The following is a 16,265-nucleotide window of genomic DNA, read 5'->3' on the forward strand; positions in this document are numbered from 1 at the left end:
GAGCGCACGCGGGGAACTGGGGCCCGCCGCGGCGCGGGGCACATGGGGGAGGTGCTTTTCGCATGGCACAAGACATGCCGACAGCCGGACGCGGACGCGCTCCGTGGATCGTTTTCGTGGTCGTGGCGGCGCTGCTGGTCGGCGGCGTGGTGTGGGCGGTGGTCGGCCAGGGCCAGCCGGACGCATCCGCGGCCGCGTCTCCGAGCCCGTCGTGGGCGACGCCGACGCCGCAGCCGACGGCGTTCGAGACACCCGCGGCGGGTTCGACGACCGAGATCACCAAGCCGCCGACGGATGCCGAGGTGCCTCTCGACCAGCCTGCACCAGCGGTGGCCGGCGCGACGGTGCAGCTCGTCGCGGTGACGACGGGCACGTTCACGGGCGATGTGCCCGGCGAGCCGAGCGGCGACGCCATCACCGTGTCGGTGCGCGTCGTCAACAACGGCTCGGCACCCATCGACACCGGCGCGGCGGGCGTCAACCTGACCTACGGGGGAGACGATCGCACGCCGGGCATCGCCGTGACCGACAAGAAGGCGCGCGTGTTCCCGGCATCGGTTGCTCCGGGCGCCGAGGCCACCGCGGATTTCACCTTCGTCGCACCCCTTGCGGCGGAGGGGGATATCCGTGTTACCGTCGACCTGCTGGCGTCTGAGCCAGACATCGTCTTCGTCGGCCCGCGGCCGTAGGAGGCTTGGGGGGATTATCGCCTTCGCGGCATCAACGGATGGGGATCCGGCTGCGAGGGATGACTGGGGGAGTCATGGTGCGCATTCGTACCGGCGTCAGCGGACAGCAGACGCGGATCATCGCGACGGTTCTTGCGGCTGCCGCCGCCGTCATCGTCAGCAGTCTCGTCGTCGTTGCGCCCGCGCGTGCGGATGTCAGTCCGCCGGAGGGCACGCCGTCGACCGTCACGGCCGATGCGCTGCCGACCGTCCAGATCAACGGCATCGTCTGGGACCAGGCCGTCGTCGGCAATGTGGTCTACGCGGCGGGCAAGTTCACCTCGGCCCGCCCGGCGGGGGCGGCGGCCGGAACGAACGAGACGCCGCGCAGCAACCTCCTGGCGTACGACATCACGACGGGCAACCTCATCACGTCGTTCGCGCCGTCGATCAACGCGCAGGTGCGCCAGGTCGAGGCGTCGCCCGACGGCACCCGCCTCTACATCGTCGGCGACTTCACGACCGTCAACGGTCAGACGCGCAACCGCGTCGCCGCCTTCGATCTGCCCAGCGGGACCCTTTCGACCTTCAACCCGAACTCCAATGGAGTGACCTCCGGCGTCGCGGCGACGAACGAAACGGTGTATCTCACCGGCACCTTCGGCCGCATGTCGGGAAACGACCGCGCCGGCGCCGCCGCGGTCACACGCGCCGGGGCGCTCCTGCCGTGGGCCCCCGTGCTCGAGGGACGCCAGGGTCGCGTCGTGGTCGTCTCGCCCGACGGCACCAAGGTGGTCCTCGGCGGCAACTTCCAGACGCTCAACGGCAGCAGCAATCCCGGGTACGGCCTCGCGATGGTGAGTGCCGCGGATGCCTCGTTGCTGCCGTTCCAGACCAACAATGTGATCCGCAACGCCGGGCTCGACGCGTCGATCATGTCGCTCAAATCCGACGGTGCCGGATCGTTCTACGGCACCGGCTACGTGTTCGGCGACGGCGGCAATCTGGAGGGCAGCTTCCGATCCTCCTGGGCCACCGGCGACCTCATCTGGGTCAACGACTGCCACGGCGATGAATACGACGTGCAGCCCATGGGCGACGCCGTGTACGCCGCCGGTCATCCGCACTACTGCGGCAGCCTGGAGGACGGTTTCCCCCAGAGCGAACCCTGGACCTTCTACCGCGGCATCGCGGTGACGAACGAGCCCGCCCGGATCACGCCGTCTGGGCTCAACAACGGCTACTTCGACTTCGGCGGCAACCCGGCACCTCGGCTGCTGCACTGGTTCCCCAGCTTCAACGCCGGCTCGGTCAGCGGCGCCTCGCAGGGACCCTGGACGGTCAACGGCAACTCCCAGTACCTCGTCTACGGCGGCGAGTTCACCCGCGTCAACAACACGGGGCAACAGGGTCTCGTGCGCTTCGCGGTCCCATCGAAGTCGACCAATGCGCAGGGGCCCCTGCTGTGGAACACGGCGTGGCCGGCGACGGCGATCGCGCTGTCCGGGGGATCCGTCCGCGTCAGCTGGCCGCTCAACTACGACCGTGACAGCGAGTTCCTGACGTACGAGGTGCTGCGCAACAACGTCGTCGTGAAGACCTTTGAGAACGTCCGATCGAAGTCGCCCGACTGGGGTCTGGCGGCGATGGCCTACATCGACAACTCGGTGTCCAACGGCACGACGTACACCTATCGGGTGCGGGCGACCGATGCGCAGGGTCATTCCATCCTGGGTGGGACGGCGACGGTGACCGCTACGGGGACCTCGACCGCGAGTGCGTATCGCGACGCCGTGCTGGCCGACACCCCCCTGGACTACTGGCCGCTCGACGACGACTCCTCCACCCTGTCCTACGACTGGGCCGGCGCCGCCGACCTCACGGTCAACAGCGGAGTCACCAGAGGGAGCGCCGGCGCGATGCTCAATGACACGCGCCCGTCGTCCACCTTCGACGGATCGAGCGCCGGATTCGCATCCACGACGCAGCAGATCGCAGGTCCCGACACCTTCGGCATCGAGGCCTGGATCAAGACGACCACGACGGCAGGCGGCAAGATCGTCGGGTTCGGAAACAGCTCGACCGGAACGTCGGGCAGTTACGACCGGCATGTGTACATGGAGCCGGACGGCCGCATCACCTTCGGTGTCTACCCCGGTTCGGTCCAGACGATCACGTCCTCGGCGTCGTACAACGACGGTCAGTGGCATCAGATCTCGGCCGGCCTGAGCTCGGGCGGCATGGTCCTGTACGTGGACGGCGTGCGCGTCGCGATGCGCACCGACGTCACCTCCGCTCAGCCCTACAGCGGCTACTGGCGGGTCGGCGGCGACAGCCCGTGGTCCGGTGCCGCGTTCTTCGCCGGGGCGATCGACGACGTCGCGATCTACGGCGCGCCGCTGACCCGCCAGCAGGTGGCCGCCCACTACGTCGCCTCGGGGCGCACGCTCGCCGCCGCCACGGCGCCCGCCGATGCCTACGGCGCCGCCGTCTACACGCTCGAGCCGTCGCTGTACTGGCGGCTCGGAGAGAGCTCCGGAAACATCGCCGCTGACGCCTCCGGCTTCGGCCAACCCGGCACCTACGTCGGCGCGGTCGCACAAGGCGCGGCGGGTGCGCTGAGTGGAGTGAGCAACACGGCGGCGACGTTCTCCGGTGGGCAGGTGATCAGCAAGAACACGTTCTCCAACCCGCGTTCGTATTCGCTCGAGGCCTGGTTCAAGACATCGACGACGACCGGCGGAAAGATCATCGGGTTCGGCAACAGCCCCGACGGAAACTCCAACAACTACGATCGGCACGTCTACATGACGCCGGACGGCAGCCTGATCTACGGCGTATGGGTCGGCTTCAGTGAGACGCTCCAGACGGCGCCGGGCTACAACGACGGTGCGTGGCACCACGTCGTCGCCACGCAGGGCGCCGAGGGCATGAGGCTCTATGTCGACGGCGCGTTGAAGGGGTCGAACGGTCAGGCCAACGCGCAGGACTACACCGGCTACTGGCACGTCGGCGGCGACGTCACCTGGGGCCCGGGTGACTGGGAGTTCGACGGACAGATCGACGAGGTCGCGGTGTATCCGATGCCGCTCGCGGCGAGCGACGTCGTGCAGCACTACGCGCTCGGCGCGACGGGGACGCCGGCGAACGTTCCGCCGACCGCGTCGTTCACCTCGGCGGTCACCAAACTCGCCGTGGCGGTCGACGGTACGGGCTCGAGCGACAGCGACGGGACGGTCGCCGGGTACAGCTGGTCGTGGGGAGACGGGTCGCCGGACGGCACCGGTGCAACGGCAACGCACACCTACGCGGCGGCCGGCACGTACACCGTGACGCTCACGGTGACCGACGACAAGGGGGCGACGGGTGTGTCCTCGACGCCCGTCACCGCGGTCGCCAACCAGGCGCCCGCCGCGTCCTTCACCTCGACGGCGGCGGACCTGACCATTTCCGTGGACGGCGGTGGATCGACCGACAGTGACGGTCAGGTCACCTCCTACGCCTGGAACTGGGGCGACGGGACCCCCGCGGGCGCCGGAGCGACGGCATCCCACACCTACGCCACTGCCGGCTCGTACACGGTCACGCTCACCGTGACGGACAACGACGGCGCCACGGCGACGCAGGCGATCCCCGTGACCGTCACGGCGCCGGTGGTGGGGTCGACGTACGCCAACGACTCGTTCAACCGTACGGTGGCATCCGGACTCGGCACGGCCGACAACGGCGGTGCATGGACACTGTCGAACACGGCGTCCAACTACCGGGTCGATGGGACGAAGGCCGTCTTCATCCAGCCCTCCGCCACGGCGCAGCGCTACGCGTACCTGACGGGTGTGTCTTCGACCGACACTGCGGTGAACGTCGATATCAGCTTCGCTCAGCGGCCGGTGGGCGCCAGCGCGTATGCGACGGTGCACGCACGGCGCGTCGGCGCCGTCGACTACCGTGCGCGCGTGATCGTCGCCCCGTCGGGCGGGGTCACCGTGCAGCTCTTGCAGACGACGACCACGCTCACCAACGTGGGCACGACGCTGAACGTCGCCGCGGGCGATGCGCTGCACCTGCGTGTCGAGGCGGTCGGCACGGCACCGACGGCGCTGCGCGTCAAGGTCTGGAAGGTGGGCACCGCCGAACCGGCGGCATGGACCGCGACGGCGAGCGACGCCACCGCGGCACTGCAGGCGGCCGGCTCTGTCGGGCTGGGCGTCTATCTCGGCGGGGGAGCGACGAACGTTCCGTTCGAGACCGGGTTCGACAACCTCTGGACGGGATCGTCCGCGGGGACCGCCCCCGCGAACCAGCCGCCCGTCGCCGCGGTGACGGCGACCCCCTCGGGGCTGTCGGTCGCCGTCGACGGCTCCGCGTCCTCCGATGCGGACGGGACCGTGTCGGCATATGCCTGGGACTTCGGCGACGGGGGATCGGGCACGGGAGCGACCGCCTCGCACACCTACGCCACCGTGGGCACCTATACGGTGAAACTCACCGTCACGGACGACAAGGGTGCGACGGGGAGCTCGTCGACATCGGTGACGGTCACCGCGCCGGCCGGACCGCCGAACCAGGCACCGACCGCGGCCTTCACGGCGACGCCTTCGGGATTGTCGATCGCCGTGGACGGGTCTGCGTCGACGGATGCCGACGGCACCGTATCCGCTTACGCGTGGGACTTCGGCGACGGGACGAGCGGCACAGGGGTCACGGCCACACACGCCTACGCGGCATCGGGAACCTACACGGTGAAGCTCACCGTGACCGACGACAAGGGGGCGACAGGCATGACGACGAGCGCCGTCACCGTCGCCGCCCCCGCGGCTGCGCCGTTCGCGGCCGACGACTTCGGTCGCGCCTCCGGCACTGCGCTGGGCGTGGCGGTCGTGGGCGGCACGTGGACCCAGACCCAGGGCACCGCCAACGTCGCGATCGACGCAGGAAGGGCGAAGCTCACCTCGCAGGCCGCGGGACAGACGCGCTCGGCGACGCTGAACGCGACGACCTCGGCGAGCACCGATCTCACCTTCGGGTTCGCACTGCCGGCGCTGCCGACCGGAGCGCGCATGTACGTTTCCGCCCTCGGCCGCGTCGTCGGGTCGGACGACTACCGCGCGCGGTGGGTCATCGCGCCGGGTGGGGGCGTGCAGGCGCAGCTCGCGCGCGGCGGCACGGTGCTGGCCTCGCTCGATCTTCCCGGATTCACCCTCGCGGCCAACACCGTGTACACCGTGCGCGTGCAGGTGGACGGTACGGGGACGACCGCTCTGCGCAGCAAGATCTGGCCCGCGGGCACCGCGGAGCCCTCGGCATGGCAGCTGAGCACCACCGACACCACGGCGGCGCTGCAGTCGGCGGGCTTCACCGGCTTCACCACCTACGCGGGCACGGGCTTCACAGGCCTGCCGTTCGTCGTGCTCGTGGATGACTTCCAGGCGAAGGTCGTGGTGCCGTGACCGTCGCAGCGGCCTACGCGCAGCTCGGCGCCGCGCAGAAGGGCCGGGGACGCGGAGCTCCGGCGTACTCGCTCTACGTCAACCGTCCGGTCGGCCGGGTCATCGCGGCCGGCGCATACGCGGTCGGGCTGACACCCAATCAGGTGACCGCCGTCAGTGCCGGGCTGACATTCACGGGGATCGTCCTTCTCGCGACGGTACCTCCGTCGTTGCTCCTCGGCGTCGTCGTCTGGCTGCTGCTCGCCGCGGGCTACGCCTGGGACAGCGCAGACGGGCAGGTCGCCCGGCTGCGCGGCGGAGGGTCTCTGGCCGGCGAGTGGCTCGATCACGTGGTCGATGCGGCCAAGCTGGTCAGTCTGCACGTGGCGGTCGCCGTCGGGGCGTTGCGCTTCTTCGATGCGCCGGTGGCGTGGATCCTGGTACCGCTGGGCTTCACGATCGTTGCGACGGTCGCGTTCTTCGGGATGATCCTGAACGATCTGCTGCGCGCTCGCGCCGGCGTGGCCCAGGCGGCGGAGGCGGGAGGATCGTCGCCGCTGCGATCGATCCTCGGGCTCCCTGTCGATTACGGGGTCTGGTGTCTCTCGTTCGTGCTGTGGGGAGCACCGCCGGTGTTCGTCGTGGTGTACTCCATGCTCGCGTTGACGGCTCTCGCGCACCTCGTTGCGGCGCTGCCGGTGTGGTTTCGCCGCATGAAGCACCTCGGATGAGCGCGCGGTGCGCCGCGCTCGCGGTGAGAAGAGTCTCATAGTCGGCAAGGGCGCTCTGCGCACTTGCTACGCTCGACACACCCCGCGTGCGATCGTTGCCGCGTGGTGGACTCTTGGGGAGAAAGAGACTCCTCATGCGTTCCACGGCGTCTGCCGTCCTTCTCGTCAGCGCGCTCCTCGCCGGCGGCGTTCCCACCGCCGCCCTCGCCGTCGATCGTGACATCGCCTCCTCGCCGACGGTTGTGACCGCTGCGGCACCCGCCGTGGTCTTCGCGGACGACATGCAGCGCAGCGTCGCGACGGGACTCGGCGGGGCCTCGGGCGCGGCCACGTACCGAATGTCCGACCCGCGCGCCTTCTCCGTCTCGGGCGGAGCGGCGCGTGCGGTCATCCGCGTTCCCGGAACGTCGGTGGCCGCATCGCCGTCCGGGCTCACAGCGCTGGACACGACGCAATCGGTCGCCTTCACGGTGCCGAGCCTTCCCGCGTTCGGACGCGGGGTGTATCTGAATCTGCAGGCGCGCAAGACCGCCTCCGGGTTCTACCACGTGCAGGTGGTCGTCGATCCGAAGGGCTCCGCGGTGCTCGAGGCGCTCCGAGTCACCGGATCACGCCAAGTCGTGCTCGCTCGCACCACCCTCTCGACCCGGCTCCGCGCCCACACCTCCATCGTCCTCGAAGCGAGTGTGAGGGGCACTACTTCCGTGGCGGTCGACGCCGTCGTGACGGTCGGTGGTGTCACCACCCGGCTCGCCGCCACGGACGCGAGCTCGGCCCGTCTCGCCGCCGCCGGCGCGGTCAGCGTGGGCGGCTACCTCTCGAGCAGCTCGTCTGCTCAGCAGTTCGTCTTCGACGATTACCGTGTCGCCGTCGCGCCGACGGGGGCCGGTCCCGGCAGCAACAGCCCTCAGCCCACGCCGTCGCAGCCGTCGACGCCGCGCCCCTCCCCGACGCCGTCCCCGACACTCGCGCCGTCCCCGACACCCGCGCCGACGCCGTCCCCCGCGCCGACTCCGTCTCCGTCCGTGCAGCCCGACCCGTCGTCGAGCTCCACGCTCACCTGGGACGAGTCCGGCACACGGCGCCACCGTGGTGCCCCGTTGCCGGGCGTGTCCAGCGCGCCGATTCCGGTCGGCGCCGTCATCGTCGACGGTTCCGCACGCGCCGGGGGCACCGGGTCGGCCTCCGCACCCTTCTCCACCATCCAGAGCGCTGTCGACCGCGCCAGCACCGGTGCCGTCATCGTCGTCCACAGCGGCACCTACAACGAGAACGTCACCGTACCGGCCGGTAAGCGCGTGACGATCCAATCCGCGCCCGGTGCGCAGGTCTGGCTCGACGGCGCTCGCCCCGTCACCGGGTGGCGCAGCGCCGGAACGACGTGGGTCGTCGACGGGTGGACGGCGCAGTTCGATTCCAGCCCCACGTTCACCCGTGGTGCCCCCGACGGCACGACCAGCGGATGGCAGTGGATCAGCGCGGGACACCCGATGGCGGCCCATCCCGACCAGATCTGGATCGACGGCGCGGCGCTGGCACAGGTCGGCAGTCGCGATCAGGTGCGTCCCGGCACCTTCTTCGTGGATACCGCCGCCGATCGCCTGTACATCGGTTCCTCGCCGGAGAGCCATCAGGTGCGCGCGTCATCGGAGACCAAGGCGCTCTCGATCCGAGGCGCCGGCACGGTCATCCGTGACATCGGCATCCGGGGATATGCGACATCGGTCTGGATGATGGGCACCGTGACGATCGAGGCGCCGGATGTCACCCTTCAGGGGGTGACCGTCGCCGACAACGCGACGACGGGAGTGTTCGTGGGGGCCGCGCGCGCGACTCTGCGCGACGTGACCCTCGCTCGCAACGGTCTGCTGGGCATCGGGGCGAACCTGGCGGACGATCTGCGTCTCGAGAACGTCCTGGCCCTCGAGAACAACGCGGAGCACTTCAACCAGGCTCCGGTGTCGGGGGGCGTGAAGATCGCCAAGTCGCGCGGTGTTCGCGTCGTCGATTCCGCCTTCCTCCGCAACGACGGCCCGGGGATCTGGACGGACCAGTCCGTCTTCGATCTCACGATCGCCAGGAGCGACCTGATCGGCAATCTCGGGCACGGCGCCTTCATCGAGCTGACTCAGAAGGTCGACATCGTCGACGATCTCATCGTCGGGAACGGCGGCAATGCGCTGAAGATCAACAACACCGGCGACGTGCAGATCTGGAACAACACGATCGTCGGCGGAAACCGGACGATCAACATCGTCCAAGACTCTCGCAGCCAGGAGGACGCGTCCGTCCCTGGCCACGATCCGCGGCGTCCGTTCCCCGACCCCGACATGCCGTGGACGATCCGGGACATCGCCCTCGGCAACAATGTGGTGGGAGGCAGCAGCGGCGCGTGCACCCTGTGTGTCGAGGACTACTCGCACCGCTTCGCCGCGAGTGAGCTGAACATCCGATCGGACGGCAACATCTTCCAGCGCACGGGAGCATCGCAGCCCGCGTGGCTCGTCGTATGGTCCCGGGGCGCCGCGAACGTGAATCCCTTCGGCTTCACGACGCTCGACGGCTACCGTGCGATCACGGGCCAGGACCTGCACTCGATCTCCATCGACGGTCGCCCGGTGACCACCCCCACCGGTTCTCTGCTGGGCGATGTGTCGCACCCAGGTGTCGCGCAACCCCGCCCTCCGCGCGCAGCGGCGTGGTGGACGGGATCGGTCGACGGGGTCGGGGCGCGGATGCCGTGATCGGCGCCCGACCCCGTCGGAACTACTTCGCGGGTCCGGCCCAGAAGCCGTCGTAGGAGTACTGCACGGGAACCGCGGTGGCGCTGGCGGACAGGTAGCTGTTGATGCCGACGACGCCGGGCACTTGGAGGGCCGGAGTGGCGTCGGACGATGTCAGGGTCCACGATGCGGGCTCCGCCGTCGCGGTGCGCCACACCTTGGCCTTGAGGCTCGTCGCGTTGGCCCCGCTCACCTGGAAGCGGATGCTGAGTGCATCGCCGGCGGTCACCGTCGTGTTCGGGATGGTCAGGCTCGTCAGCACGGTCTCGGTGCCCGCCACCGTGCGGGTGAGCCACACGGCCACGGCTCCCGTCGAGGCCACACGCACCTTCGCCCGATAGTCGTTCGCGGCATCGACCTGTCGACCGATCGCGGAGAAGTAGTACCCGCCCCCGGTCGACGGCTGGCTGAACGTCACGGTGAACCGCTCCTCGGCGTCGGTCGACGCGGTCGCCGCGGGCAGCGACGCCGTGTACGAGTTGCCCGCCGACAGCGTGACCTTCGCTGTTCCGCCGGAGACGGAGAACTTGCCGACCGCCGTCGCCGTGTTCGGTGTGATCGCCCAGGCTCCGCCCACATCGGAAGCGCCCCAACCGCTGGCGACGGTGCGCTCGAAGTCGTCGCGCGCCCATACCCGCGGGGCCGTGACCGTCACGGGAGCGGTCTGTGCGGATGTCGCACCGTGATCGTCGGCCACGGTCAGCGAGATCGTGTAGGACCCGGCCACCGCGTAGTCATGCACGGCGGTGGCGCCTGTCGCGCTCGTCCCGTCTCCGAAATCCCAGGTATACGAGGCGATGCTGCCGTCCGGGTCCGTCGAGCCGGTGGCATCGACGGCAACACGAAGGTCGGTCACCCCGGTGACGAACGCGGCGACCGGCGGCTGATCGGCCACCACTGTGATCGCGTGGGACGCGGTGGTGGTGGCCCCCTTGTCGTCTGTCGTCACCAGCGAGACCGTGTAGGTGCCGGCCGATGTGTAGACGTGCGAGGCCGTCGCTCCCGCGCCCGTGGATCCGTCGCCGAAGTCCCACGCGAACGAAGCGATGGTGCCATCGGGGTCGGTGGAGGCGCTGGCGTCCACGCTCACGGAGAGGAAGTCCGTCGTCTCCGTGAAGGCTGCTGTCGGCGGTTGGTTCGGAACGGCGCTCGCCGTCACCACGCGCGTCACCGTGCCCGTCATCCCGTCGTTGTCGGTCACCGTGAGCCGCACCGTGTAGTCGCCCGGAGCGGCGTAGGTGTGCGCGGCGTTCGTCCCGGAGGCTGAGGTTCCGTCGCCGAAGTCCCACGCAAAGGCGGCGATGGAGCCGTCGCTGTCGTGCGATGTGCTGCCGTCCACGCTGAGGGCGAGATGGTCGATGGTGGGGGAGAAGGCCGCGGTGGGCGCTTGGTTCGGCGCCACGGTCACGGTCTTCGACAGTGCGCCGGTGAGAAGCGTCGCGTCCGTGGCGGTGAGCGTGATCGTGTACGTGCCGGCGGCGGCGTAGGTGTGCGTCGCCGTCGGTCCTGACGCGCTCGTGCCGTCGCCGAAGTTCCATGCGTAGGTGGCGAGGTTGCCGTCGGCATCCGTCGTCGCGGAGCCGTCGACGGTCGTCGTGAGATAGGTCGAAGCGACCGTGAACGAAGGCACCGGTGCGCGTTCGCTCGGTACGCGGCCCGCCGCGGCGAAGTGCGCGCGCACACGACTCTCGCTGAGGACGCTCGGATACACGGCGACCTCATCGAGGGTGCCGGCGATGTAGTTGCTCGACGTGTTGCCCCAGGTCTTGTCGCCACCGATGCGCCAGAAGCCGCGGTAGACCTGTGCGGTGGTCACCGGCGAACTCGCCACGAGCTGCGTGTCGATCCACAGTTTCATCCCGTCGGCTCCCTGCGAGGCGACGATGTGGTGCCACTGGCCGTCGTTGTAGGCGTTCGTGCTCGTGATGGTGTTCTGCGTACCGTTGTACGTGCCGAAGTTCACGCGTCCATTGCTCTGCATCACGACGTGCCGGTCGTAGCTGCTGCTCAGCCCGGAGGACGTGTTGCCGAACCCGATGAGCTTGCCACCCTTCGTGCTCGTGGTCTTGACCCACAGTTCTGCGCTGAACGCCTGCGGAGCGTCCCACGCTTCCTGAGCGACTCCGAGCGCTGTGCTCCCGTTGAAGGTGGTGGCGCTACTGCCGGGGGTGATCCCGCCGACGGCGCGTGTGACGGTACCGGACAGTGCTCCGACCGGACCGCCGCCGGCGGCGTCGGTGAGTGCGGTGCCCGTGGCTTCGTCGAGACGCCAGTACAGATCGGGTCGATCGGCCGACACCGTTGTGCCGTACGCGTCCGACCCGGCGGTGCCCCATGCGCCCGTGCGACCGCTCACGGTGTAGTGCGACTGCACATCCGTCTGCGAGAGCGCCTTCGGGTAGACCGCGACGTCGTCGATGCTGCCGGCGAGCCCGGCGTCGGTGGGACGATTCGTGAAGCCCGACGTCTGGTCGGCCCCGATGCGCCAGTAGCCCGTGTAGGACTTCGGCGTGGTCGCCGCCTGGGAGCGCCCGACGCGTACACCGTCGACGAAGAGCTGCATCCCCGTGCCGTCGACCGTGCCGACGAGGTGGTGCCATTGGCCGTCGTTCACGCTGCCGCGGCTGAACACGGTGCGGTAGGCGCCATCGTTGATGGAGAAGTTCACGCGTCCGGCGGTGTCGAGGTAGAGCACGCGGTCGGTGCCGCCGGAGGACGAGGTCCCGGCGGCGGAGTCCCCGAAGCCGACGATGCGCCCTCCGCGTGTGCTCGTGGTGTTCACCCAGGCCTCGACCGACACCGCCGTGTCGCTCGGCAGCGCATCCACCGTCGTCATGCGTGGCGTACTGCCGCCGGCCGACGTGATCGCGGCATCCGTGTCGCCCTGCAGCGCCCCGGACGCTCCGAGCGTGAGCCCGGTGGGGATGCCGGGAGCGTCGCCCACATCATCGAACAGTCGCGTGGCCCCGCTCGGCTCTCCGAGTCGCCAGTAGTGCGAGGCTCCGCCGGCGCGGACGGCGGCGCGGTACGCGGAGGTGGCCGCGTCGGAGACGGTGATCCAGGGTGACCACGCGCTCCACTGGATGTTGCCGTCGGCATCCTTTGCTCTCACCTGGTAACGCACTTGGCTGCCGGGAGTCTGTCCGCTGTCGACGATGCTGAGACTCGGCAGCGACCAGAAGCGACCGTCGGTGCGGCTGAACGTGGCGATCTTGGTCGCGGGGCTGCGGAAGACGTCATAGGTGATGGCCGCTCCGTCGCGGTCCCACGCGCTGCTGAACGGCACACGCACCAGCCCGCGCTCGTTCGAGTACGGTGTGGGCGTCATCGCGGCGGTGTAGATCGGACCGCTCAGATGCGGTGACGCGGTGCGCTTGCCGAACCGGGCCAGACCTTGCTGGGCGATGCCGTTCACCTTAGGGAATTCGCCGCCGAGGACGACGTAGTTGCTGTTGCCCGTGACGCTCCACGCGGCCTGGCGGGCGGACGTGTACGAGCCGAAGTCGAGGTCGGGGTACCAGTTCAGCAGGCCCGCGTACGGCAGGCCGGTGAAGTCCCACCCATAGGCGTCCTTGCGCGTGATCGTGCCCACGGGGGTCGTCGGCTCCGCTGTCGCCTTCATCCACCGCGAGCGCGGGTTCGTGTCGGGGAACCCGCCGACGACGCTGCAGTCGTGGTGGTGGCTCGCCACGTACAGCACGCCGTTCTGGGGGAAGGTGGAGTACGTGTCGCCGAGGCAGTCGTTGATCCAGTTCAGTGCTCCGGTGTACGGGTCGGCCGCGAAGGTGCCCTCGAAGGAGGCTCCCGCGCCGAACGCGTACCCCGACCCATAGACCTGGGTGCCGTCGGTGCTCAGGCTGGAGATGGCCCCGTTGAGACCGGCGCTGCGGATGCGGTCGACAGCGGCCCACGGCAGGCTTGCACCGCTCGCGGCATCCAGGGCTCCCATTCCATACGCGGCGGCGCCGTTGAGCAGGGTGAAGGATCCGGCCACGATCAGCCGCGACGAGTCGGGACTGGTGACCATGTCCCACACGAAACCGTCGCCCGACGCGGTGGGCGCCCACGACGTCAGCGCGCCGGTCGTCGCGCTCCACGCCGCCAGTTCGGTGCGCGGCTGGCCGTTGCTGGAGCGGAAGTTCCCGCCCGCGTATACGGTGTCGCCGATGAACGAGAAGGCGCGCACCTGTCCATCGGTACGCGGTGCCCACGGCGTCAGCGCACCCGTCGCGACGTCGAAGGCGGCCACGTGTGCACGCGCCTGGCCGTCGACGGTGGTGAAGTCGCCGCCGAAGTAGACGGTCTTCCCGTCGGGAGCGGCGCGGACGACGAGTCCCTGGGCGTCGAAGGCGTGCGCGAACCCCGCGACGGGGTTGCCGGTGGTGATGTCGAAGGCGAACACGTTGTTGGCGTCGATCTCGCCGGCGCCGCCCGCCGCGACCTGCGGCGGCCGCGCCTTCGTGAAGCTGCCTGTCACGTAGACGGTGGTGCCGACGACGGCCTGGCTCCAGACGACGCCGTTGATCTGCCAGGTCGGCAGCAGGTCGACGGTCACGGTCTCCGGTGTGGCCGGCGCGGTATCTGCCGCCGCGGCGGGTGCGGCGGCAAGACCGCCGGAGATGATCACCGCAGCCGCCAGGACGGGCGCGATCAAGCGGGTGAGGCGCGACGAGTGCGCGGCGGGTCGGGTCATGATGCTCCTCGGGCGGAGTGGGCAACGGATGCCGGGCGGAACACGGCGGGGTCAGGTCAGCGCGCCGCGGAACACCGCGGACGTGTGGAGCGCGTCGAAGTCGACGACGATCGTGAGCGGGGCGGAGTGGTCGGTCGGCGCGGCAACCGCGTAGACCGCGGTCGCGGTCTGCCGCGGGTCGACGGTGCCGCTGAAGTCGCGCGCCCCGGACTCCGGGGTGTAGACCGGGGTGAGACGGTTGCCCTCGGCATCCAGCACCGTCACGACCGACGTCGAGACGTCGATGGGCTGCGACGACCCGTTGGTGAGTTCGACGGTGAGCCGCGCGAACTCGCGTCCGGTCGAGGTGCCGGGGCCCTGGGACGTCTCGGTGGCGTACGAGACATCCGTGATCTGCAGCGTGACACCGTCCGCGTACACCACCGGTGCATCGGGAGCGGATGCCGCCGCGCTCACGGTGGCGGTGCCGCCGCCTCGTCCGACTTTCGCGACGGGAGCGTCGGCAGCGGGTGACGCCGTGGGGGCTTCGCTGACAGCCTCTCCCGTGGACACTGGTGCGCTGGAGGCCGGAGCCGCCGGTGTCGCTGCCGGGGCGGATGCCCCCTCCGGGAGCGGGGCGGAGCAGGCCGTGGTGGTCAGAACGAGGGTCAGGCTGAGCGCTGCCGCTGCCGCACCGATCGTGGCGGCTCGGGGGCGGGGACGTGCGGACGTCGCGACCGTGCGCCTCATCGCCCTCTCCCCTCGAGCACGAGGGGTTCCGACTCGCTCATCGTCGACGCCGCCGTCCGACCGGGCGTTCGCGCGCCGAGATCTCCGATGCGCTCGGCGAGTGCGTCGGACAGAGCGCGATGGTAGGCGTCCGGCGAGTGGCGCCGTCGCACCGTCTCGGCGTCTCGCCACGCCCGGTCGCGCATTGCGGCCCAGTCGTCTCGCACTCCGGTGAGACCTCTCGCGAGGCCATCGGCGCTGTCGGTCGGAACGAGGACGGCCGCTTCGAGCCCCCCGGAGGCCTCGCGCAGCCCCGAATGATCAGCGGCGACCACCGGGCGTGCGCACATCAGGGCCTCGATCAGGACGTTGCCGAACGATTCGTCCCCGCGGGAGGGAACGACCGCCACGTCGGCAGCGGACACGATGTCCCACACCATCCGCTGGAAACCGACGAGACGAACGCGGTCTTCGAGTGCGAGCCGCGCGATCCGCTCGCGGAGCTGTCGTTCGTACCACTCGTAACCGCGGAAGACGTCGCCCACGATGTCGAGTTCCGCGTCGATCCCCGCGGACCGGAGGCGATCGATCGCATCGATGGCGAGATCCACTCCCTTTCTCGGCGACAGACGTCCGACGTACACGACCCGCAGGGGTCCATCGAGGTGGATACGGGCCGGCGACGGTCGGTCGGGGCCGGCGATACCGTTCAGGACGACCCGGGCGCGATCGCGCCGCTCGAGCCATGCAGACCCCGACACGCGACGACTGGTCTGGGAGTTGAAGACGACGCCGCTCGCCCACCGCAAAGGTCGGGTCAGAAGTGCGCGCGCGGGCGCCGACAGCGTGGATTCGGCTTCGTGCACGTGCACGACGCTGGCGGCTCCCGCCCGCCGTGCGGCGCGCAGCCAGAACGGGATGGTCACCGTGTTCACCATCACCACGTCGGCTTCGAGATCGGCGACCAGGCGACGCATGCGCGGCGTCTGCGTGGCGATCTCGCGGATGAGTCGCACGAGTCCCCCGGGCCGCAGGGCGCTCTTGCGGATCACCGGCGCGTCCAGGAACACGACGTCGGCGCCGGCGGCTCGCAGCAGCGGGATGAGAGGACCGTCGTCCGAGCTTGTCACGACCACGTGCCAGCCCAGTTCGACGAGTCCGCGGACACCCTCGAGCATCATCCGGTCCGATCCGTAGAGGTCGGCGGAGGGGTTGGCGATCAGGACAGTACGACCGCGTGCGGCGGAGACCAT

General features: G+C 69.9%; 7 protein-coding genes. 4 read left to right on the top strand and 3 right to left on the bottom strand.

Translation table 11 applies throughout. The features are described from left to right. The first annotated feature begins 62 nt into the window (after positions 1-62). From JOE53_RS00505 to JOE53_RS00520, 4 genes are all read left to right on the top strand, one after another. Positions 63-689: a hypothetical protein gene (locus tag JOE53_RS00505; protein ID WP_204946448.1), complete on the top strand. Its 627-nt coding sequence runs from the start codon at positions 63-65 to the stop codon at positions 687-689. Between the two features lie 59 nt (positions 690-748). Further along, positions 749-6,118: a PKD domain-containing protein gene (locus JOE53_RS00510; protein ID WP_204946449.1), complete on the top strand. Its 5,370-nt coding sequence runs from the start codon at positions 749-751 to the stop codon at positions 6,116-6,118. Beyond that, complete coding sequence (locus tag JOE53_RS00515; RefSeq protein ID WP_204946450.1) at positions 6,115-6,828, top strand: CDP-alcohol phosphatidyltransferase family protein; 714 nt, start codon at positions 6,115-6,117, stop codon at positions 6,826-6,828. Before JOE53_RS00510 ends, JOE53_RS00515 begins: the two co-directional genes overlap by 4 nt. A gap of 134 nt (positions 6,829-6,962) precedes the next feature. Then, a complete protein-coding gene (locus JOE53_RS00520; RefSeq protein ID WP_204946451.1) occupies positions 6,963-9,572 on the top strand; it encodes a right-handed parallel beta-helix repeat-containing protein in 2,610 nt (869 codons plus the stop codon). 22 nt (positions 9,573-9,594) lie between these two features. Here JOE53_RS00520 and JOE53_RS00525 read toward each other — a convergent pair whose 3' ends face one another. The 3 genes from JOE53_RS00525 to JOE53_RS00535 are packed head-to-tail and all read right to left on the bottom strand — an operon-like array spanning position 9,595 to position 16,265. After that, the gene (locus JOE53_RS00525; protein ID WP_061681019.1) at positions 9,595-14,304 is read right to left on the bottom strand and encodes a LamG domain-containing protein; all 4,710 of its coding nucleotides are present in this window, start codon (positions 14,302-14,304) and stop codon (positions 9,595-9,597) included. A 51-nt stretch (positions 14,305-14,355) separates the two neighbouring features. Continuing rightward, positions 14,356-15,033, bottom strand: a complete 678-nt coding sequence (locus JOE53_RS00530; RefSeq protein ID WP_082784203.1) for a DUF4352 domain-containing protein — start codon at positions 15,031-15,033, stop codon at positions 14,356-14,358. Beyond that, complete coding sequence (locus JOE53_RS00535) at positions 15,030-16,265, bottom strand: glycosyltransferase (protein ID WP_061681015.1); 1,236 nt, start codon at positions 16,263-16,265, stop codon at positions 15,030-15,032. The genes JOE53_RS00530 and JOE53_RS00535 overlap by 4 nt, the downstream gene beginning before the upstream one ends.

It is taken from the genome of Microbacterium laevaniformans (assembly GCF_016907555.1).
Lineage (GTDB): Bacteria > Actinomycetota > Actinomycetes > Actinomycetales > Microbacteriaceae > Microbacterium > Microbacterium laevaniformans.